Source organism: uncultured Roseobacter sp. (assembly GCF_947488185.1).
GTDB lineage: Bacteria > Pseudomonadota > Alphaproteobacteria > Rhodobacterales > Rhodobacteraceae > Roseobacter.
The window spans coordinates 807,800-828,645 of the sequence record NZ_CANKYM010000001.1; the positions used below are offsets into that span (position 1 = coordinate 807,800).

A 20,846-nucleotide genomic window follows, 5' to 3' on the forward strand; every position below is an offset into this window, starting at 1 on the left:
CGCCCCTTCCCTACGTGACCCAGCCGACCACGTTGCGCGCCGCAGCCGAGACGCAGGCGGCAACCCTGCCGGCGCTTTTGGCACGTGCGGAACATCTGGCGGGGGCTGTATTGCTCGGCGACCATGGGCGCAGGCGTGCCGGGATGGGCGATGATTTCTGGCAATACCGTCCAGCGCAGAGCGGGGACAGCCGACGGTTGATCGACCACCGCCGTTCGGCCCGGGGTGACACGGAATTCGTGCGCGAACGCGAGTGGCAGATTGCCCAATCGGTGATGCTCTGGATCGACCAAGGGGCCTCCATGCGCTTTGCCAGCACCGATGATCTGCCTTTGAAAGCAGATCGGGCGCGGCTCTTGGGGCTGGCCTGTGCGATCCTGCTGGTGCGCGGCGGCGAACGCGTGGGGCTGACGGGCACCACCCTGCCGCCCCGGCGTGGCAATACCCAGATCCTGCGGTTGGCCGAAGCCTTCACCACGGATGCGGCCGAAGACTATGCGCCGCCGGAACATCGCGCCATGATTCCCTCTGCCCGTGCGCTCTTCATCTCGGATTTCATGGGCGATGTGGAAGAGGTCAAACTTGCGCTCACCAAGGCCGCTGATCGGGGTGTGCGCGGCGTTCTGCTGCATGTGCTTGACCCCTCGGAAGAGGCCTTTCCCTTTCGCGGGCGCACCATCTTTGAGAGCGTCGGCGGCAGCCTGCGCCACGAAACCCTGAAAGCGAACGATCTGAGAGACCGCTATCTGGACCGGCTGGCCGCCCGCAAGGAGGAGCTGCAAAAGCTCTGCGCGCTGACCAGCTGGCAATACGGGCTGCACCACACGGATGCCTCGGCGCAATCGGCCTTGCTCTGGCTCTACCGAGCGCTGGATACCGGGGGCACGCGATGACGGTTCTGGGCGGCATTGGCTTCACCGCGCCCTGGCTCTTGCTGGCGCTTCTGGTTCTGCCAATCCTCTGGCTGATCCTGCGGGCCGTCCCCCCTGCGCCCATTCGGCAGCGGTTTCCGGGCGTGGCACTCCTGCTGGGTCTCAAGGACGATGAAACCGTATCCGACCGGACGCCATGGTGGCTTCTGCTGCTGCGCATGCTGGCGGTTGCTGCCATCATTCTGGGCCTTGCCGGGCCGGTCCTGAACCCGAACGAAGATCAGGCGCAGGGCACCGGGCCCTTGCTGATCGTGCTGGATGGCAGCTGGGCCGGGGCAACCCGCTGGTCCGAACAAGAAGAGGCCATTGCCGCACAGCTGACCCGTGCCAGCCGCGCCGGGCGCACGGTTGCCTTCCTCGATATGGCCCGCCCACAGCCACCCGTGTTCCAGACGGCGGATGTCTGGCGCAGCCGCCTGCCGGGCTTCCGGCCAGCCCCATGGCAGCCGGATGCGGCGCGGACCGCCCTCGCCCTGTCCTTTGTCGCAGAGACGGACGGCTTTGACACGCTGTGGTTCAGCGATGGGCTCGACTATCCGGGGCGCGACAGGGCGCTTGCCGCATTCGAGGCAGAGGGAAGCGTTGAGGTCTATCAGACAGCGGCGAATGTCGTGGCCATGGCACCAGCAGGCTTTGAGGATGGCGCGGTTCAGCTGACAGCGCTTCGCGCGGCGCCGGGGCCGGAGCGTGAAGTTGTCGTGCAGGCGCAGGGACGTGATCCGGCGGGCAACGCCAGTATCCTCGCCACCGCGACAGCCACCTTCGGCGATGGCGAAACCGCGACCTCCACCGCGCTGTCGCTGCCGTCAGAACTGCGCGCGCGCATCACCCGGTTCGATCTGCAGGGACAAAGGTCCGCCGGCGCCACGACACTGGCCGACGATGGGCTGCGCCGCCGCGAGGTGGCTCTGATCGCGGGTCGGGAAGGCCGCGAAGGTCTGGAGCTGCTGTCGCCGCTGCACTATATCGAACAGGCCCTCGCCCCGAATGCGGATCTGATCCACGGCGCACTCAGCGATGTCCTGCCCGCCAACCCGGATGTGATCGTTCTGGCGGATGTGGCCACGCTCTCGCCGTCCGAGACCGAGGGGCTTGGTGCCTGGATCGATCAGGGCGGCATGCTGGTCCGCTTTGCCGGACCGCGCGTAGCCGCAAGCGACGTGAGCCGCATTGACGAGGATCCGATGATGCCGGTGCGCCTGCGCACGGGCGGGCGGACGGTCGGCGGCGCCATGAGCTGGGGCGCGCCCAAGGCACTGGCCCCCTTCCGCGAGACCTCGCCCTTCTTCGGGCTGAGCATTCCGGACGATGTGCAGATCACCAGCCAGGTCATGGCCCAGCCTGATCCGACACTGGCCGAACGCGTGATCGCCGAGCTGACCGATGGCACCCCGCTGGTGACGCGGAAAACCCGCGAGCAGGGGCAGATCGTGCTTTTCCACATTACGGCGACGGCAGACTGGTCCACGCTGCCGCTCTCGGGCCTCTTTGTGCAGATGCTGGAACGTCTGGCGATTTCCAGTTCGTCCTCACGCCCCGATGCCACGCAGCTCGACGGCACGACATGGACGCCGGAACAGGTGATGGACGGATTCGGCACCCTGCGCGAGGCGGGCAACCTGCCTGGCGTTCCCGGCGCGGACCTGATGACAGCACCACCCGGACCGGACATGCAGCCGGGCATCTACACCTCCGGGGATCGCCACCTGGCGCGCAACGTGATCGAGGCGGACAGCACCCTGACGCCAGTTGCATGGCCCGCGCGCATTCCCGTGAAAGGCTTTGCCGTGCCGCCGGAACAGCCCGTGGCCGGGTGGCTTTTGAGCCTGGCGATCCTGCTGTTGCTCGCGGATGTCGTTGCATCGCTGTCTCTGTCCGGCAGGTTGCTGGGCCGCGTAAACCGCGCCGCAATGATCGCGATGGTGGCTGCGTTGCCCCTGGGGCTGCCGCAGGGCGCGCAGGCGCAAACCGCGGACGAGGACGCCTTTGCCCTGAACGCCACCGCCGAGCTGGCGCTGTCCTACGTGCTGACGGGCAACCGCAGTATTGACGAGATGTCGGACGCGGGCCTGCGCGGGTTGTCGGATACGCTCTTCTTCCGCACTTCCGTTGAACCCGCCGCCCCGGTGGGCGTGGATCTGGAGACGGATGAGCTGGCGTTTTTTCCGGTGCTCTACTGGCCGATCACACCCGATCAGCCGCGCCCCTCTGCCGAAGCCTATGGCAAACTCAACGAATACCTGCGGTCGGGTGGCTTGATCCTGTTTGACACGCGCGATGCGGATGTGGCGCGGTTCGGCGCGGCAAGTCCCAACGGGCGCAAACTCCAAGACCTCGCCGCCCCGCTGGATATTCCGCCACTGGAACCGCTGCCGACGGATCACGTGTTGACCCGCACCTTCTACCTTCTGCAGGATTTCCCCGGACGGCACAGCAGCCGCGATGTCTGGGTCGAAGCTGCCCCGCCCGATGCCGAACAGGTCGAGGGCATGCCCTTCCGCAATCTCAACGATGGCGTCACGCCGGTGGTGATCGGCGGCAATGACTGGGCCTCTGCCTGGGCGGTTGGTACGTCAGGCGCACCGCTTGTGCCCATCGGTCGCGGTTTCACCGGCGAACGGCAGCGCGAACTGGCCTTTCGGTTCGGCGTCAATCTGGTGATGCATGTGCTCACCGGAAACTACAAATCCGATCAGGTGCACGTGCCTGCGCTGCTCGACAGGTTGGGCCAATGACGGGCAGCATCATCTTTGACCCGCTGATCCCATGGTCCCTGCTGGTCATGGTGGGGATGATTGCCCTGATCAGTGTGATGCTCGCCGCGGTGCGCGGGTTGAATGGATGGGCGCTGCGCGCCCTGGCCGCTGCGGTTGTTCTGGCCGCATTGACAGGTCCGTCCTATCAGGTCGAAGATCGCGCGCCCCTCACTGATATCGTGATGCTGCTGGAGGACGAAAGCGCCAGCCAGACGCTCTCGGACCGGCCGGAGCAGGCCAAGTCCGCCGCGGATGATCTGGCAACCCGCATCGCCGCTCGCCCGAATACCGAGGTCCGCCGCGTCACCGTACCAGATGGTGAAGGGGACGCGGGCACCGAATTGATGACGGCCTTGTCTGCCGCGCTTGCCGAAGAGCCGCGCGCGCGCATTGCAGGCATTCTCGCCTTCAGCGACGGGCAGGTGCATGACGCCGATCTGCCGCTTGATCTGCCCGCCCCGATGCACCTTCTGATGACCGGGAAATCCACTGACTGGGACCGCCGTCTTGAGATCCGCAATGCACCCGCCTTTGCGATCATCGGCGAGCCTGTGACCCTGACTCTCAGGGTGGAGGATATGGGGGCCGCGCCGCAGGGCTCCGGCATGGCGCCGCTGGAAATCTCCGTCGATGGGGACACACCGCAAAGCTATCAGGTGCCTCTGGGGCAGGACATCGAACTGCCGATCACCCTGCCGCACGGCGGGCGCAACGTCATCCAGTTCACCGTACCCGAAGCCGATGGAGAACTGACCGACCGCAACAATACCGCGCTCGTGCAGATCAACGGCGTGCGCGACCGGTTGCGTGTCCTGCTGGTTTCGGGTGAACCACACCCGGGCGGACGCACCTGGCGGAACCTTTTGAAATCAGACAGTTCCGTCGATCTGGTGCATTTCACCATTCTGCGCCCCCCTGAAAAGCAGGATGGCGTGCCGGTGAGCGAGCTCAGCCTGATCGCTTTTCCAACGCGGGAGCTCTTCCTCGAAAAGATCGATGACTTCGACCTGATCATCTTTGACCGCTACAAACGGCGTGGGATCCTGCCTGCGCTCTACCTCGAAAATGTGGCCAACTACATCCGGCAAGGCGGCGCGGTTCTGGTGGCAGCAGGCGCGGATTTTGCAGGCGCGGACAGCATCTATCGCTCCCCCCTGGGTGAGGTTTTGCCAGCCCAGCCGACCGCACGGGTGCTTGAAGAACCCTACCGGCCGATTGTGACCGATCTGGGCAAACGTCATCCGGTCACGACCGGGCTGCCCGGTGGCGGCGACTGGGGCCGCTGGCTGCGCCAGATCGACGTGGCGCAACCGCAGGGTAACACGGTGATGTCCGGCGTCGATGATCGCCCCCTGCTCATCCTCGACCGGGTGGGCGAGGGACGCGTGGCCTTGCTGGCCTCCGATCATGCGTGGCTCTGGAATCGCGGATACGAAGGCGGCGGACCGCAGCTGGAACTGCTGCGCCGGCTTGCCCACTGGATGATGAAAGAGCCAGAACTGGAAGAGGAATCGCTGACCGCCGAGGCCACGGGACAGACCATGCGGATCAAGCGGCGCACCCTGTCTGACGACGTGCCGCCGGTGACCTTGACCGACCCATCGGGCAATACCGCCGAGCTGAACCTGACAGAGACAAGCCCCGGTGTGTTTGAAGGTGTTTTCGAAGGACCGGAAATCGGGCTCTACCGGTTGGTCAACGGCGATCAGAACGCGGTCATCGGTCTCGGCCCGGCAGCCCCTCGCGAGTTTGAACAGACAATCGCCACGTCAGAAATCCTTGCGCCGGTGATCGCGGGCCTGCGTGGCGGCGCCATTGCTCTGGAAGATGGCCTGCCCAGGCTGCGGAATGTGCGCATTGGCCGCCCTGCCGCCGGACGGGGCTGGATTGGCCTGACCCCAAGGGATGCTTTTGAAACGCGGGATGTGCGGCAAACCAACCTGCTGCCGGGGTGGCTGGTGCTGCTCCTGTCCTCTGCCCTGCTGATTGGCGCGTGGTTGCGCGAGGGCCGCCGTTAACACATTGCCATCTTTTTCCGGAATTTCTTCGGCAGATTGGGCGCGTTTCCAGCGTCCTGTGACCTCCGGTTAAACAGATGTTCACCACATCTGTAGAAAGTGCGGCCAAAAGGTTGAAACGAATGCCGGTGGCCGGATGAGTATCGCCAACAGATTGGCAGAGGAGCGCCGTGGACGACTAGCCGCAGAACGCCTGCTTGAACTCAAGCAGGCGGAGCTTTTTGCTGCCAACCGGAAACTTGGCGAACATGCCAAGGCGCTGTCCCATGAAATCGTGGAAACCCGTGCCGAAGTCGCGACCGTGCGCAACGAAAACCAAAAGGTGAAATCCGACCTTTCCGCGGCCCACGAAAAAATCGAACTGGTGGAGCGACGCCTGTGGTACTCCATCGAAACCATCAATGACGGTTTCGCGTTCTTCACCCCCGATCTGCAGATGATCATGGCAAATCGCTCATATCTCGCGGTCTTTGACAAGCTGGAAGAAATCAAACCCGGTGTCAGCTACGTCACGATCCTGCAGATGTTGACGGATGAAGGCATCGTCAACATCGGCGATAAAACGCCTGCAACCTGGCGACAGGAGATGATCGAACGGGTTCAGCAACCGGAACCCGAGCCGGTCATCATTCGGCTATGGAACGGTGAATACATCAAGATGATAGACCAGCGTGGACCCGACGGGGACATCATCTCGCTCGGCCTCAACATCACCGAAACCGTCAAGTACGAGAAAAAACTCAAAGCTGCGCGAGAGAGTGCGGAAACGGCCAATCGTGCAAAGTCCGCTTTCCTCGCGAACATGAGTCACGAGATCAGGACCCCGATGAACGGGGTCGTGGGCATGGCGGATGTGCTGGTGGATACCCCGCTCACCGAAGAACAACGGCTCTACGTCGACACCATCAAGAATTCAGGTGAGGCGCTGCTGGTCATCATCAATGACGTGCTGGACTATTCCAAGATCGAAGCCGAACGCCTCCAGTTGCACCTTGAGCCCTTCGATCTGGAGCAATCCATGCTTGAGATCATCATGCTCCTGCAATCCTCCGCACGCGATAAGGGGCTGGATCTGGTACTCGATTATGATCTTTTCCTGCCCTCATCGTTCGTTGGTGACCGCGGACGCATGCGGCAAATCCTGACAAATCTGATGGGCAATGCGGTCAAATTCACGTCCAAGGGTCATGTGACGATTAGAGTGCGCGGTGAACCTGACGAGGCAACGGGCGAGATCACTCTTCGCGTGGCGGTAGAAGACACCGGGATCGGGATCGCCGAGGACATGATTGACCATGTTTTTGGCGAATTCAATCAAGTCGAGAATGAACGCAATCGCCAATTCGATGGCACCGGCCTCGGCCTCGCGATCACGAGCCATCTGGTTAAACTCATGGGTGGGCGCGTCTGGCTGACATCAGAGGAAGGTGTCGGTTCCTGTTTCAGTTTCGAGGTCACACTGAAAGCTGCGAACGGTATGCAGCTTGAACACCCTCATCTGCCGCAACAACTGCGCCATGTGATGGTCATTGATGACTTTGCACCAAATCGCGAAATTCTATCACTGCAACTGCAGCAATTGGGGCTCAAGGTCACGTCTTGTGGCGACGGCGCATCTGCCCTGGGACTACTTGATCGCAGTGTGGATCTTGTGCTGGCGGACCACATAATGCCTGAAATGAATGGGCTTGAGTTTGCAATGACCGCGCGGGATGCCGGGCATCAGATGCCGATACATCTGCTCAGTTCCAATGTCGGCCACGCCCAAGCGGATGCAACAAAGGACAATGTGGACGTCATTTCACAGCGACCCTTCCCGCGCCGCGACATGCTGCAATGGCTCGCGTCATGGAAGGGGCGGACGGATGCACCTGATGAAGCTCAAGAATCCATCGAGAAGGATGCAGGGCCAGCCTTTTCGCACCGCGATGCGGCTGTTGCATCAACGGACGACCGGGTAAAGTCGATTGAGGAAGCACCCACTCCCGAACCACGCAAAATGCGTGTGCTGGCCGCAGAAGACAACAAGACCAACCAGCTGGTTTTCCGCAAGATGCTAAAGGACTTCGATGTTGATCTGCAGTTTGCCAATGACGGGCTTGAGGCGGTTGAGGCTTATACCTCATTCGATCCTGACTTGGTTTTTATGGATATTTCCATGCCACGCATGGACGGCAAGGAGGCGACCCAGAAAATCCGGGAAAAGGAAGAAGGGACAGGCCGGCACGTCCCGATCATCGCCCTGACAGCCCACGCCATGGAAGGGGACAACGTCGATATTCTTGCGGTGGGATTGGATCACTACATGTCCAAACCGGTTCGAAAGGCAGAGATGCGTCAACACATTCTGGAATACTGCCCGAAGGAGGCAATTCCCCCGCGCGGCGAGGCACCCAGTCAGGCCGTCGGATAACCTCGAACAAATACCGGAGTGCTTGCGGCCGATAGCTCCGCGCGGTAGCAATAGCCTTCCCAGTCGAAACCCTGAAGGCCTTGTTCGTCCGTCAAGCGGTTCTGGATAACGTATCGCGCCATGGCGCCTCTCGCCTTCTTGGCAAAGAAGCTGACGATTTTTGGGCCTTTACCATCTTTCTTGTCCTCCATGAAAGACGGTGTAATCACGCGCAGCTTCAGGGCCTTGGGCGCCACTGCCCCAAAATACTCTTGGCTTGCGCAGTTAACCAACACCTCCGTACCCACGGTATCTGCCTGTACATTCAAGGCCTTGGACAATCCATCGCGCCAATAGTCATATAGGTTGTGACCGCGGCGCGTTTTCATTCTGCTACCCATCTCCAACCTGTAGGGCTGGATGGCATCCAGCGGACGCAACAATCCATAAAGGCCTGACAAGATACGCAAGTGTTCCTGTGCCCAGGCCATATCATCCGCAGAGAGAGACGCAGCCTCAAGCCCCTGATAGGTATCGCCCGCAAAGGCCAGCGCAGCAGGACGCGTCAGCTCTGCCGTCGGTGCGTCCTCGAAAGCCGCAAACCGGTCCCGATTGAGCCGCGCCAGATCATCCGAGAGGTCCATCAGCCCTTTCAGCCTGCCCAGCGTCAGGTTGCGCGCCGTCTTCACCAGACGGATCGCATCCTCCTGAAAACCGGGCTGCGTCACCTGAACGTCCCGCTCTGCCCAATCCAGCCGCTTGGCCGGTGAAATGACCACCAACATCTTTTATCCCCCATCGCGTGTCCACGCACCCGCATTACCTGAAGCGCGATCTAGCTCGCCTGTCGCAACACGTCCAGAAAAGCAGGCCCAAATCTTTCTGCACGCCGATCACCCAGCAACCGTTCGAGCGCAGACGGATCCGCAGTGCGCAATTGTGCCACCTTCGCCAGCAAGGACGCAGAGCAGCTCAGCGGCTTTTCGACCCCATCTGCGCCCCGCGTCAGGTCAGCCTGAACCGCCAACAACCGGTCATAGACCGACCCGGCCGCGCGCCCGGCCAGTTTGCGGCGCGTGGGGTGCATCTGCTGCGCCTCTCCGACGATGACCTCGAGAAAGGCATCGCCATAGCGTTCAAGCTTCTTTGCCCCTACGCCGCCGACCCGCGCCATCTCATCCAGGGTCTGCGGGCGCATCTCGGCCATTTCAATCAACGTCCGATCGTTGAAAATCACATAGGCCGGAACCTTGGCAGCTTCGGCAAAGGCGCGGCGCTTTGCTTTTAACGCCGAGAGCAACGGCGCATCTTCCTCGGACACCATCGCCTTGACCGCCGGACGCCGGGTGGCTGCCGCCGCACGAATACTGTCGCGCCGCAAGGCAATCTCAGCCTCTGCGCGCAAAATCGGCAATGCGGCGTCCGTCATGCGCAGCGCGCCATGCCGCTCAGGATCGGGTCGCACCAGATCATGCCCCATCATCTGCCGGAAAATCGCCTGCCATTGACGCCGGTCATACTCGGTGCCGACCCCATACGTTGGCAGGTCCTGATGTCCACGCTGACGGATCTTGTCAGTTTCATTGCCGATCAGGATGTCGATCAGATGGCCCGCACCGAACCATTCATCCGTACGTAAAATGGCCGACAGCGCCTTGCGCACCGCAGTGGTGCCGTCAAACACCTCCGCCGGGCGATCACACAGATCGCAATGACCGCAGCTGACACCGCTTTCATCAAAGTACCCCAAAAGTGTCTTGCGCCGACACTCCAGTGCCTCAGCCAGCCCCAGAAGCGCATTCAAGCGCGCATGATCCGCCGCACGGCGCTCCGGTGGGGCCAACCCCTCGTCGATTTGCGTCCGTCGCAGCCGAATGTCCTCCGGACCAAAAAGCGTCAGCGTCTCCGCAGGCGCCCCGTCCCGTCCCGCACGCCCGATCTCCTGATAATAGGCCTCTATCGACTTCGGCAGATCCGCATGCGCAACCCAGCGAATATCCGGCTTGTCGATGCCCATGCCAAAAGCGACCGTCGCCACAACGATCAAACCGTCTTCGCGCTGGAACCGGGTCTCGGCAATGCGCCGGTCCTCGGCCTCCATCCCGCCATGATAATACAACGCCGCATGGCCCGCGTCCCGCAATGCACCCGCCAGCGCCTCTGTCTTGGCGCGGGTGCCGCAATAAACGATGCCGGATTGCCCCTTGCGCGCGGCGGCAAAATCCAGGATCTGACGGCGCGGCCCATCCTTGGCCGCAAAAGCCAGGTGAATGTTAGGGCGGTCAAATCCGCGAAGGAAGGCGCGCGGGGTTTCCCCGTCAAAGAGCTTCTCGACAATCTCCGCCCGGGTTTCCGCATCCGCCGTTGCGGTGAAAGCTGCAAGCGGCACGCCCAGATCGCGCCGCAAAGCACCGATCCGCAAGTAGTCAGGGCGAAAGTCGTGACCCCACTGGCTCACACAATGTGCCTCATCCACGGCAATCAACGACACCCCGACCCGCCGCAGCAAACCGATGGCCGACCCCGCCGCCAACCGTTCCGGCGCCATGTACAAAAGCTTCAGCCGACGCGCCTCCAGGGCCTCAAAAACCGCATCAGTTTCTTCCGGCGTATTGCCAGATGTCAAAGCTCCAGCAGCCACACCGGCTTCCTGCAAGGCCCGCACCTGATCCCGCATCAATGCAATCAACGGGGAAATCACCACGGTCACTCCGTCGCGCAGCAAAGCAGGCAATTGAAAACACAAGGATTTACCGCCACCCGTCGGCATGATCGCCAGCACGTTTTCACCGGCGGTCACGGCGTCGACAATCTCTCCCTGACCGGGGCGAAAATCATCAAATCCAAAGACGTCCTGTAACAGTCTGGCGGCGCCTGACATCCAATTCCCTTGTGCGTTCTCTGCTCGTTTTGTGCAGAGTCACATACTAAGGATTCGTGGACAAGCCCCAAGCTTCATTGTTCAAAAAATATGCCCGCCGGAGGCAGCAGGTCAGAGGAAGATTCCGGCATTATTGATCAGAACGATGCGCAACACCGCAACCCCCAGCAGCACAGCCAGGGGGGCCAGATCAATCCCGCCCATTTGCGGCAGGACACGCCGCACCGGCCCGTAGATCGGCTCCAGAAGCCGGTTCAACCCATACCATATCTGCGCGACCAGTTGCTGCCCTGTATTCAGCACCTGGAAGTTGATCAGCCAGCTCATGATCACATGCGCAATGATGAGGAACCACAGCACGTCCAGCAGCAACATCACGATTTGGAACAGCGATTGCATCGGCAAACCTCTTTTTGTGTCTGCTCCAGTTAAGCAAGCCATTCACAATACGCAAGGCTGCGCGCCATCTGTTGGTTGATGAAGCCCAAAGCTTTGCTTGCTTGATCGCCACCGGGCTGATCTACCTTGCGCAGGGCAGGAACGGGCACAGCAATGATCAGCGCGCGCAAACGCATCTGGGGGTGGTACTCCTTCGACTGGGCCAGCCAGCCTTACAACACGCTGCTCATCACCTTCATCTTCGCCCCCTATGTGGGGGAGTTGATGCAGGACGGTGCCCGCGCGCAGGCCGCCTGGGGCTTTGGGATCAGCGCGGCGGGGATCACGATCGCACTGCTGGCACCCATTCTCGGGGCGCTGGCGGATTCCTCCGGCAATCGACTGCGCTATATCTGGCTTTTCTCTGCGCTCTATGTCGTTGGTAGTTTCGGCCTGTGGTGGGCAAGCCCCGAGGGCTTCAATCTGCCGCTCACGCTATTTCTCTTTGCGCTCGGGCTCGTCGGCATGGAATTTGCCACGATCTTCACCAATGCGATGCTGCCCGATCTGGGGCCGCGCGACCAGATCGGACGGCTGTCCGGCACAGGCTGGGCCATTGGCTATCTGGGCGGGTTGGTCACCCTTGTGATCATGCTGTTTTTCTTTGCGGAGAGCGCTGCCACCGGCAAAACCTTCATCGGGATTTCCCCGGCCTTCGGGCTTGATCCCGAGCTGCGGGAGGGGACGCGGTTCGTCGGACCCCTGACCGCACTCTGGTACATCCTTTTCATGATCCCGTTTTTTGTCTGGGTGCGCGATCCAAAGCCCGTCAAAAGCGCGAAAGGTGCTGTAAGGCGAGCGCTCAAGGGCCTTGCCACCACCCTGCGCCTCCTGCCCAAAACCCCGTCACTCTTCTCATATCTGGGCGCTTCCATGTTCTATCGGGACGCGCTGAACGGGATGTATGCCTTTGGCGGCATCTACGCGCAGGGCGTGCTGGGATGGTCCGTTGTCGACACGGGCGTCTTTGGCATCATCGCGATCATCACCGGCGCGCTCTTCGCCTGGCTGGGCGGCAAGGCGGATGTTCGGTTTGGCCCAGGTGCGGTGATCAAAACCTCCATCACCATCCTGCTGGGCGTGGCCATCGCCATTGTCTTTGTCTCCCGCGACAGCCTCTTCGGCGTCGCCTTGCCAGACGGCAGCCGCGCCCCTGATATCGCCTTCTACATCCTCGGCGCGCTCATTGGTGCAGCGGGCGGCACGTTGCAATCGGCCAGCCGGTCCATGATGGTGCATCAGGCAAATCCGGAGCGCATGACCGAAGCCTTCGGCCTCTACGCGCTATCTGGCAAGGCCACGAGCTTTCTCGCGCCTTTATTGATCGGCACCGTCACCGCGATCAGCGGATCACAGCAAATCGGCGTCACCCCGATTATCGGACTGTTCATCGCGGGGTTGATCCTGTTAGCGTGGGTCAAGCCAAAAGGAGATTTCAGCACATGACCCTCCGCCCTTTTGCCGCGCTTGCGATCCTGTTGTTGGGACTGGCCGCATGCTCGGATGGCACACCGCAATCAACGGCACAGGCTTCCGCCATTCTGCCCACCATCGGCACATCCGGTCACGCAAAAAGCAATCAACCGGCCAAGCAGCTTTTCGGCGCAAGGCGGAGTGGGTCCTCCGGCACGCCCGCACCCTTTGGCAGCTATGCCAAGGGCTGTGTCGCAGGCGCCGCACAACTGGCCGAAACCGGCCCCACATGGCAGGCGATGCGTCTGTCGCGCAATCGCAATTGGGCGCATCCGGCAACGGTTGACTACGTACAGGACCTGAGCCGCGCAGCCGCGCAGCAACCGGGCTGGAACGGCCTTTACGTGGGCGATCTGAGCCAGCCGCGCGGTGGCCCGATGCTGTCGGGTCATGCCAGTCACCAGATTGGTCTGGACGCCGATATCTGGCTGCGCCCGGCGGATAATCTCGCACTTTCTGTCGCCCAGCGTGAAAGCATCTCCTCCATCTCCCTGCGCCGCAACAAGGGCGCCTTTGTCAATGACAACTGGACCCGCCAGCACCACGAAATTCTGAAAGCCGCTGCCTCTGATCCACGCGTGGCACGTATTTTCATCTTCCCCGGCGCCAAGGTGCAAATGTGCAAGGACGCCAAGGGCGACCGCAGCTGGCTGCGCAAGATCCGGCCTTGGTACGGGCATCACTACCACTTCCATGTCCGGCTTGCCTGCCCATCCGGCGCCAAAGGTTGCGTCGATCAGGCCCCGCCCCCATCTGGGGACGGCTGTGCCGATGCGCAGGCCTGGGTGAACAGCATCCTGAACCCGCCGCCCCCTGATCCAAACGCACCACCCCCCAAACCCAAGCGGCAATTGTTGCTTGCAGACCTGCCTCAGCAATGCGCCGCCGTCTTGCAGTAGCTCTGATCACCATCGCGGCAATCGCACCCGTTTTTGTTTTTCATCCGCCTCCCGGGCCACCCAAAGTTGCGCCTGAAGAGCAAACGGCACAACATCTCTCTACCTTCCAATGGCGACATAATGCGGAATGGTTTGGTGGGTTTTCCGGCTTTGAACTGTCCAAGGACGGCATTGATTTCTACGCCGTGACGGATCGCGGTCACCTGACACGCGGGCAGGTGCTGCGTATCGACAACCAAATTTCAGACATAACCCTTGAAGCAGATAGAGCGCTACCTGATCGCCATGGCGTCGTCCGCGATTTTCCGCATAGCGATGCCGAAGGCCTGGCGCTGGATGCAGAGGGCCGCCTTTTTGTGTCTTTCGAATTTGCGCATCGCATTCTGCGGTATGACAGTTGGGACAGTGTTGCCAAATGGCCGTCGTACACCCGCGCATGGCGGGCGCTTGGCGGCAACAAAGGGCTTGAACTGGTCGCGGTGCATCCGGAGGCGGGCCTGATCTCGATCCCGGAAGGTGTTGCACGACATGCATGGGAAGCCTTGGTCTACCAGCGCCGACCGGGCGAGGAGTGGAACCAGCCCTTCACGTTACCCGTCGATGATGACTTCCTGCCGGTCGGTGGCGATTTCGGACCGGATGGCAAATTCTACCTGCTGGAGCGGGCCTTTGTCTGGGCGGGATTTCGCAGTCGTGTCCGGCGCATGACCCTGACTACCGATGGATTTGAGCAGATCGAAACCGTTCTGGAAACGCCGCATCGGCGACATGGAAATCTGGAAGGTCTCGCCGTTTGGGCGGACGGAACAGGTGACATCCGCCTCACGATGATCTCCGATGACAACTTCCTACCCGTGTTACGCACAGAAATCGTCGAATACATTCTAAAGGAGTGACTTGCGCCGCTGCGCCGGAGCGCCTAAAGACCGCGCGTCGGCCAAGATGGTCGACCAAGTGCCGCACCCTTGCCAAAACGGATACATCATATGACACGCGCTCACCTTCCCGGCATCCTTGCCATGGCCGCCATCGTTGTGGCCTCGAATATTCTCGTTCAGTTCCTCTTTGGTCAGTGGCTGACCTGGGGGGCCTTCACTTACCCCCTGGCCTTTTTGGTTACGGATGTCATGAACCGCGTCTACGGCGTAGGCCCGGCGCGTCGCGTGGTCTTCGTGGGTTTCATCGTGGGGCTGATCTGCTCGCTCATCGGCACCCAGATTATGGGCGAGTTCGGCCCGCTGGTCACGTTGCGCATCGCGCTCGGGTCGGGCCTTGCCTTCCTGACGGCACAACTCCTTGACGTGGCGATCTTCTCGGCCCTGCGCGATGGCCGCTGGTGGCGCGCCCCGCTGGCCTCCACACTGATCGGCAGCACCGTGGATACAGCACTTTTCTTCACCATTGCTTTCTCCGCCAGCCTTACCTTCATCGAGCCCGCAAATGACGTGAGCTGGGCCGGAGAAGTGCTGCCCATCCTTGGGCTAGGGCCTGCCGCACCGCTCTGGGTGTCCCTGGCACTGGCCGACTGGGTGGTGAAGCTGGCGCTGGCGCTCCTGGCGCTTGTCCCCTTCCGGCTGATCACGGCTCGGCTCACCCTCGCCCACTAGACCTGCGTTAACGAAAAAACACTTGGTGATTTCCAAAACCTGTGCGACGATTCTTTCAACGTCAACAGATAGGTAAAGGAGGTGATCCAGTGTCAAGAAAGGTATTGGAGCGAGGTGTCGGAACAGCTTTGGAGGTCGCCTGCTGAGGCAGCCCTTGACGGGCAGAACTCCTGAGTGGACATCGGTCTAACCGATCCCCCTCCTGAAACCATTCGATTGGGCCGCACTGACAAAGTGCGGCCCTTTTTTGTAGTCCGTATTCGTGGCACAACACCGTGATGGTACGGATCAATGACGATATTGAAATCCAGGACTGGGAGTTGACCGAGAGCTTCGTGCGCGCCTCGGGTCCCGGTGGGCAGAACGTCAACAAGGTGGCGACTGCAGTCGAACTGCGGTTTGAAGCTGCACGCTCTCCTTCATTGCCCGATCCGGTGAAAACGCGACTAAAACGCCTGGCCGGACGCCGGTGGACGACTGAAGGAGCGCTCATCATCCAATGTGACGAAACCCGTAGTCAGGCGCGCAACCGCGACATCGCCCGCAACCGGCTGGTCGATCTCATCCGTAAAGCGCTTCACCGCCCTAAAAAGCGTATTCCCACGCGGCCCACGCTCGGCGCAAAAAAACGACGCCTCAAGGCAAAAAAGGTTCGCGGTGAGGTCAAGGCCATGCGTGGCCCGATCAAGGACCACGAATGAACCGTCGGCAGGCCATCGGACTGGCTGGTGGTGCACTCGCCACGGGGCTGACAGCAGGCGCGGGGCTGACACTGCGCCTACATCGCGAGCCGCGCCGCCTGCCCTTTCTGACGGATGCGCATTTGGCCACGATCAGCCCGGACCCTGCTGGCCCTCCGGCAATCCTTTTTATCGGAAACTCCATGATAATGGGACACAACGTGCCCAGTCTGGTGATAGAGCGCGCGGCAAAGGATGGAATCGCATTGCAAGTAGGGATGGCGGCAGCTCACGGCGCGCGCCTGATCGAAACTGTGCGTATAGACGCGCTCCGCCAAGTGCTGTCACAAAACCGGTGGGATGCGTTGGTTCTACAGGATTTCACCATGACCCCCCTGCGCGTCATAGACAGGTGGGGCTCACTTCTTGCAATGCGCAGACTGGCTGCCTGGACTGGCGCGCCCAGCGTGTTGCTGTGCCCGCCATGGCCCGCCCGTGCCGACGCCTCGATCTATCGCGACGCAGGCCGCGCCATCGTCCGCCCCGATGACCCTTCGGACTACGCGCGCCGAACGATGGCCTATTATAATCACGCGGCCAGCCAAATCGGTGCAGATGTCGTAAACCTGCCCGACACGTGGCGTCTCGCAGTTGAAGCTGGCCAGCCGCTCTATGCGAGAGACGGACACCATGCCAGCCCAGATGGTGCCAGTTTCGCCGCCGAGCAGGTCTGGACGGCGCTGTCAAAACATCTGATTTGAGACGCGCCACAGTCCAACTTGAAAACCGTATCGGCCCATAAGGGGCCAACCCAGTTGTCGGTTTGATTTACTCCAATATATAATATTTCAATTGTTATCAGCATCTTGGTATCTTTTTGAGGGACGTACCTCAAAAATAGTTGGACATGAGGGACGTCCCTCACCTAGCCTCTGCCTGTCACAACTCCGAATCGGCAACGACCGGGCGGAGGACAATTTGGGAGGAACACCATGAAGTATTCAAAACTGACGGCCGTCAGTGCTCTCAGCCTTGCCACGGCAGGCTTCGGGGCATCTGCTCAGGCCGAAGACCTGACATTGTGCTGGGCGGCTTGGGACCCGGCAAACGCCTTGGTCGAACTCAGCAAGGAGTTCGAAGCGCAATCCGGCCACACCATGAATTTCGAGTTCATCCCATGGCCCAACTTCGCCGACCGGATGCTGAACGAGCTTAACTCCGGCGGTAACCTCTGCGACCTGCTGATCGGCGACAGCCAGTGGATCGGCGGCGGCGCCGAGAATGGCCATTATGTTAAGCTGAACGACTTCTTCGATGCTGAGGGCATCTCCATGGGCGACTTCGCCGATGCCACTGTCTACGCCTACTCCACGTGGCCCAAAGGGTCCGAAAACTACTACGCCCTACCTGCTATGGGGGATGCCAACGGCTGGTTCTACCGCAAGGACTGGTTCGAGCGCGACGACATCCGCGCCGCCTTTCAGGAGGCCACAGGCCGCGAGTTGGCTGAGCCCAAGACCCAGAAAGAGCTCTTGGAAATCGCGCAATTCTTCCAGGAGCGCGAGATCGACGGGCAGACCGTCTATGGCGCCGCCATCTTCACCGAGCGTGGCTCGGAAGGCATCACCATGGGCGTGACCGGCGCGCTCTATCCGTGGGGCTTCAAATATGAAAACACCCCCGGCTCCTATGACATGGAAGGTGCCGTGAACTCACCAGAGGCGGTAGAAGCGCTTGAATTCTATAAGGAATTCTACGAAACAGCAACCCCGCCTGGCTACACCAACTCCTACATGGGCGAATCCCTCGACGCGTTCAAATCCGGTCAGGTGGCGATGGCGATGAACTGGTTCGCCTTCTTCCCCGGCCTCTACGCCGACCCGAACACCGGGGGCGACAAGATCGACTTCTTCGTGAACCCGCCGCAGAACCAGGCCGGCTCAACACTGGGCGGACAGGGCATTTCGGTGGTGGCCTACTCCGACAAACAGGACGCAGCGCTTGAATACATCAAGTGGTTCGCGGACCCGGAGGTCCAACAGAAATGGTGGGATCTGGGCGGCTACTCCGCACACAACGCCGTGCTCGAAAGCCCGACCTTCAAGGACAGCGCCCCCTTCGCCGGTGACTTCCTCGAAGCCATGGGCGCGGTACAGGACTTCTGGCAGGAGCCGGCCTATGCCGAACTGCTGCTGGCCATGCAGAAGCGCATTCACGATTACGTGGTCGCCGATCAGGGCACAGCCAAGGAAGCGCTCGACAAGCTGATCGAGGATTGGACCGAAACCTTCGAAGACGAAGGCAAGCTCTGACCCCCAACCCCCAGGTGGGCGCTGTGCCCACCTGACCCCTCCTCCAGCAGGTAGGGTGGGCCTTCGGGCCACCTTGCCCCGGGAAAGTCGTGCCAGATGACCGAAACCCCAATCACCCGCGCCGCCCGAGGAACACCGCCCACCGTGGCGCGCAAGATCAAAGGCCTCAGCGACCGTGCCATCGCATGGATCTTCGTGGGCCCGACGATCTTTCTGCTGCTAGCGGTCAACATCTTCCCGCTGATCTGGACGATCAATCTCAGCTTCACCAACTTCCGCGCCAACCGACCCAACCGCGAGGTCGAATACGTGGGCCTGCGCAACTACGAGCGTATTCTCACCGACACCGACATCTGGCTGAACATGCAGGCCACGGCGCATTTCCTGTTCTGGACCATTGTGCTGCAGGTGCTGATCGGCTTCACCCTGGCCTACCTGATCAACAAGAAATTCAAGGGTAACGACCTCTGGACCACAATCATTGTGCTGCCGATGATGCTGTCCCCTGCTGTGGTCGGCAACTTCTGGAAATTCCTCTACCAGCCGCAAATCGGCCTCTTCAACTACATCGTGGCCTTCTTCACCGGCAAGGACCCCTCCAGCTTCGAGATGCTGGGCCAGGTGAACCTTGCGCCCTGGTCCATCGTGATCGTCGATACCTGGATGTGGACGCCCTTCGTGATGCTGATCTGCCTCGCCGGGCTGCGCTCGATCCCCGATTACATCTATGAGGCGGCGGAAATCGACCGCGCCTCCAAATGGCGGCAGTTCTGGACAATCACGGTGCCCATGGTCATGCCCTTCCTAATGCTGGCCGTGCTCTTTCGTGGGATCGAGAACTTCAAGATGTTCGACCTGGTGGTGCAGCTCACCGGCGGCGGCCCCGGTTCCACGACCGAGCTGACCTCGATCAACCTCAAGCGCGAAGCCTTTGAGAAATGGCGCACGGGCTATGCCTCGGCCTACGCAATCATCCTCTTCGTAACCGTCTTCGGCCTCGCCTCGATCTACGTGAAGGCCCTCAACAAGGTGAAGGAACGGTGATGTCCTTTTGTGAAATCCGCCTGCCCAAAGACGCCGACCTGGGCCGCTGGGCCGCCCCGCTGACGCCGCTGGCCATGGCCTTTGCCTCGCTCGCCGATCACGCCAACACCGACGCCGCACCTGAGGCGCCAGAGGCTATGCGCATCGTCGACCCCCAGCCTGATGAGACCGAGACCCCGACATGAGCAGCTTCTCCGTCACAGAGCCCAGCACGCGTTCGAAATGGTTCGCAGGCAGCCTGGTGATCCTCTACGCGCTGATCACTATGGTCCCACTGGCGTGGATCATGCTGACCGGATTCAAATCACCGGCAGACGCGATCAGCTACCCGCCGAAAGTGATCTTCGATCCGACGCTCGAAGGCTACGTGAACCTTTTCACCACCCGGACGCGACAGACGGACGAGTTCCTCGCCGCGAACCCGCCAGAGACCTGGTACGAGGAGATCGTGCGCCAATACGACATGGTCATCGCGGGCCCGTCGAAGTTCGGCGAGCGGTTCCTGAACTCGGTGATCATCGGCTTCGGCTCCACCTTCCTCAGCGTCTTCCTCGGCACGCTCGCGGCCTATGCGTTCTCTAGGTTCAAGATCCCGCTCGCCGACGATCTGCTCTTCTTCATCCTCAGTACCCGAATGATGCCGCCCATCGCCGTTGCGATACCGATTTTCCTGATGTACCGCCAACTTGGTCTGTCAGACACGCACCTGGGCATGATCCTGCTCTACACGGCAGTGAATATCTCGCTCGCGGTCTGGCTGCTCAAAAGCTTCATCGACGGCATCCCAACGGAATACGAGGAGGCCGCGCTGATCGACGGCTACACTCGGTTTCAGGCCTTCTACAAGGTTGTGCTGCCCCAAGCCGCCACGGGCATCGCCTCGACCGCAATCTTCTGCCTGATCTTCGCCTGGAACGAATACGCCTTCGCGGTACTCCTGACCTCCGGCACCGCGCAAACCGCTCCACCTTTCATCCCGACGATCATCGGGGTCGGTGGACTCGACTGGCCCGCTGTGGCTGCGGGCGCGACGATCTTCCTGCTGCCGGTGATGATCTTCACGGTGGCTCTGCGGAAACACCTGCTGCGTGGCATAACATTCGGAGCCGTACGTAAATGACCTCGATCAGACCCTACACCACCGCGCGGCCCGCACCATCGTTATACCGACCTGAAACCGAAGGGGGACCGACAGCCCACCGACACCGATTGGAGGTCTCGACATGAGCAACTTCATTCAAGGCCTCCTCCGCCTGAAGCGCGGCCCGTGGGAACTGGTCGCCACCATCCTCATCGCACTTGGGGTCTTCATGCTGATGCAACCGTTCGTGATGTGGGGCTTCACCTACTCCTTTATCACCACACTGATTGGTACGGTGATGTTCATCATCGTCAGCCACTTCCCGGAGTAGCC

At 61.1% G+C, this 20,846-nt stretch carries 18 protein-coding genes; 15 read left to right on the plus strand and 3 right to left on the minus strand.

Translation table 11 applies throughout. The annotated features are described in order from the left end of the window. Positions 1-14 precede the first annotated feature (14 nt). The 4 genes from Q1A52_RS04080 (at position 15) to Q1A52_RS04095 (ending at position 8,119) form a co-directional block, all read left to right on the plus strand. Positions 15-893, plus strand: a complete 879-nt coding sequence (locus Q1A52_RS04080) for a DUF58 domain-containing protein (RefSeq protein ID WP_195821311.1) — start codon at positions 15-17, stop codon at positions 891-893. Continuing rightward, a complete protein-coding gene (locus Q1A52_RS04085) occupies positions 890-3,667 on the plus strand; it encodes a DUF4159 domain-containing protein (RefSeq protein WP_300011213.1) in 2,778 nt (925 codons plus the stop codon). The genes Q1A52_RS04080 and Q1A52_RS04085 overlap by 4 nt, the downstream gene beginning before the upstream one ends. Then, positions 3,664-5,706, plus strand: coding sequence for a glutamine amidotransferase (locus Q1A52_RS04090; protein WP_300011216.1), 2,043 nt, complete (start codon positions 3,664-3,666; stop codon positions 5,704-5,706). The genes Q1A52_RS04085 and Q1A52_RS04090 overlap by 4 nt, the downstream gene beginning before the upstream one ends. Before the next feature lie 136 nt (positions 5,707-5,842). Further along, positions 5,843-8,119: a response regulator gene (locus Q1A52_RS04095; RefSeq protein WP_300011219.1), complete on the plus strand. Its 2,277-nt coding sequence runs from the start codon at positions 5,843-5,845 to the stop codon at positions 8,117-8,119. Here the strand turns inward: Q1A52_RS04095 and yaaA are convergent. The 3 genes from yaaA to Q1A52_RS04110 all read right to left on the minus strand — a co-directional run bounded on the left by yaaA (position 8,104) and on the right by Q1A52_RS04110 (position 11,378). Further along, positions 8,104-8,883 (minus strand): peroxide stress protein YaaA, encoded by a 780-nt coding sequence (gene yaaA / locus Q1A52_RS04100; RefSeq protein WP_300011222.1) that lies wholly within the window; start codon positions 8,881-8,883, stop codon positions 8,104-8,106. The two genes, Q1A52_RS04095 and yaaA, sit on opposite strands and share 16 nt — an antisense overlap. Before the next feature lie 50 nt (positions 8,884-8,933). Then, entirely contained in the window at positions 8,934-10,979 is a 2,046-nt protein-coding gene (gene recQ, locus Q1A52_RS04105; protein WP_300011225.1) for a DNA helicase RecQ, read from the minus strand. Between the two features lie 111 nt (positions 10,980-11,090). After that, entirely contained in the window at positions 11,091-11,378 is a 288-nt protein-coding gene (locus Q1A52_RS04110) for a YggT family protein (protein WP_300011228.1), read from the minus strand. Between the two features lie 153 nt (positions 11,379-11,531). Between Q1A52_RS04110 and Q1A52_RS04115 the strand changes: the two genes are divergently transcribed. From Q1A52_RS04115 to Q1A52_RS04165, 11 genes are all read left to right on the plus strand, one after another. Then, positions 11,532-12,863, plus strand: coding sequence for an MFS transporter (locus Q1A52_RS04115; protein ID WP_300011231.1), 1,332 nt, complete (start codon positions 11,532-11,534; stop codon positions 12,861-12,863). Continuing rightward, a complete protein-coding gene (gene mepA, locus Q1A52_RS04120) occupies positions 12,860-13,789 on the plus strand; it encodes a penicillin-insensitive murein endopeptidase (protein ID WP_300011234.1) in 930 nt (309 codons plus the stop codon). Before Q1A52_RS04115 ends, mepA begins: the two co-directional genes overlap by 4 nt. Next, entirely contained in the window at positions 13,768-14,685 is a 918-nt protein-coding gene (locus tag Q1A52_RS04125) for an esterase-like activity of phytase family protein (RefSeq protein ID WP_300011237.1), read from the plus strand. Before mepA ends, Q1A52_RS04125 begins: the two co-directional genes overlap by 22 nt. Positions 14,686-14,775: 90 nt before the next feature. Beyond that, positions 14,776-15,396, plus strand: coding sequence for a queuosine precursor transporter (locus Q1A52_RS04130; protein ID WP_300011240.1), 621 nt, complete (start codon positions 14,776-14,778; stop codon positions 15,394-15,396). A 278-nt stretch (positions 15,397-15,674) separates the two neighbouring features. Further along, positions 15,675-16,097: an alternative ribosome rescue aminoacyl-tRNA hydrolase ArfB gene (gene arfB, locus Q1A52_RS04135; RefSeq protein WP_299826558.1), complete on the plus strand. Its 423-nt coding sequence runs from the start codon at positions 15,675-15,677 to the stop codon at positions 16,095-16,097. Further along, the gene (locus Q1A52_RS04140) at positions 16,094-16,837 is read left to right on the plus strand and encodes an SGNH/GDSL hydrolase family protein (protein ID WP_300011242.1); all 744 of its coding nucleotides are present in this window, start codon (positions 16,094-16,096) and stop codon (positions 16,835-16,837) included. The genes arfB and Q1A52_RS04140 overlap by 4 nt, the downstream gene beginning before the upstream one ends. A 231-nt stretch (positions 16,838-17,068) precedes the next feature. Next, positions 17,069-18,388 (plus strand): ABC transporter substrate-binding protein, encoded by a 1,320-nt coding sequence (locus tag Q1A52_RS04145; RefSeq protein ID WP_300011245.1) that lies wholly within the window; start codon positions 17,069-17,071, stop codon positions 18,386-18,388. Positions 18,389-18,484: 96 nt separating this feature from the next. After that, positions 18,485-19,432, plus strand: a complete 948-nt coding sequence (locus tag Q1A52_RS04150) for a carbohydrate ABC transporter permease (protein ID WP_300011248.1) — start codon at positions 18,485-18,487, stop codon at positions 19,430-19,432. Beyond that, entirely contained in the window at positions 19,432-19,617 is a 186-nt protein-coding gene (locus Q1A52_RS04155) for a hypothetical protein (protein WP_300011251.1), read from the plus strand. The genes Q1A52_RS04150 and Q1A52_RS04155 overlap by 1 nt, the downstream gene beginning before the upstream one ends. After that, positions 19,614-20,552 (plus strand): carbohydrate ABC transporter permease, encoded by a 939-nt coding sequence (locus Q1A52_RS04160; RefSeq protein WP_299825656.1) that lies wholly within the window; start codon positions 19,614-19,616, stop codon positions 20,550-20,552. The genes Q1A52_RS04155 and Q1A52_RS04160 overlap by 4 nt, the downstream gene beginning before the upstream one ends. Positions 20,553-20,655: 103 nt before the next feature. Then, positions 20,656-20,844, plus strand: coding sequence for a hypothetical protein (locus Q1A52_RS04165; RefSeq protein WP_300011255.1), 189 nt, complete (start codon positions 20,656-20,658; stop codon positions 20,842-20,844). The last annotated feature ends 2 nt before the right edge of the window (positions 20,845-20,846 follow it).

Bases quoted from the DNA above. Each gene is read 5' to 3' on its own strand.
- Q1A52_RS04165 (WP_300011255.1), top strand. From the start codon at position 20,656: ATGAGCAACTTCATTCAAGGCCTCCTCCGCCTGAAGCGCGGCCCGTGG.
- Q1A52_RS04140 (WP_300011242.1), top strand. From the start codon at position 16,094: ATGAACCGTCGGCAGGCCATCGGACTGGCTGGTGGTGCACTCGCCACG.
- Q1A52_RS04115 (WP_300011231.1), top strand. From the start codon at position 11,532: ATGATCAGCGCGCGCAAACGCATCTGGGGGTGGTACTCCTTCGACTGG.
- Q1A52_RS04110 (WP_300011228.1), bottom strand. From the start codon at position 11,378: ATGCAATCGCTGTTCCAAATCGTGATGTTGCTGCTGGACGTGCTGTGG.
- arfB (WP_299826558.1), top strand. From the start codon at position 15,675: ATGGTACGGATCAATGACGATATTGAAATCCAGGACTGGGAGTTGACC.
- Q1A52_RS04125 (WP_300011237.1), top strand. From the start codon at position 13,768: ATGCGCCGCCGTCTTGCAGTAGCTCTGATCACCATCGCGGCAATCGCA.
- Q1A52_RS04160 (WP_299825656.1), top strand. From the start codon at position 19,614: ATGAGCAGCTTCTCCGTCACAGAGCCCAGCACGCGTTCGAAATGGTTC.
- mepA (WP_300011234.1), top strand. From the start codon at position 12,860: ATGACCCTCCGCCCTTTTGCCGCGCTTGCGATCCTGTTGTTGGGACTG.
- Q1A52_RS04090 (WP_300011216.1), top strand. From the start codon at position 3,664: ATGACGGGCAGCATCATCTTTGACCCGCTGATCCCATGGTCCCTGCTG.
- Q1A52_RS04085 (WP_300011213.1), top strand. From the start codon at position 890: ATGACGGTTCTGGGCGGCATTGGCTTCACCGCGCCCTGGCTCTTGCTG.
- yaaA (WP_300011222.1), bottom strand. From the start codon at position 8,883: ATGTTGGTGGTCATTTCACCGGCCAAGCGGCTGGATTGGGCAGAGCGG.
- Q1A52_RS04155 (WP_300011251.1), top strand. From the start codon at position 19,432: ATGTCCTTTTGTGAAATCCGCCTGCCCAAAGACGCCGACCTGGGCCGC.
- Q1A52_RS04130 (WP_300011240.1), top strand. From the start codon at position 14,776: ATGACACGCGCTCACCTTCCCGGCATCCTTGCCATGGCCGCCATCGTT.
- Q1A52_RS04095 (WP_300011219.1), top strand. From the start codon at position 5,843: ATGAGTATCGCCAACAGATTGGCAGAGGAGCGCCGTGGACGACTAGCC.
- Q1A52_RS04145 (WP_300011245.1), top strand. From the start codon at position 17,069: ATGAAGTATTCAAAACTGACGGCCGTCAGTGCTCTCAGCCTTGCCACG.
- recQ (WP_300011225.1), bottom strand. From the start codon at position 10,979: ATGTCAGGCGCCGCCAGACTGTTACAGGACGTCTTTGGATTTGATGAT.
- Q1A52_RS04150 (WP_300011248.1), top strand. From the start codon at position 18,485: ATGACCGAAACCCCAATCACCCGCGCCGCCCGAGGAACACCGCCCACC.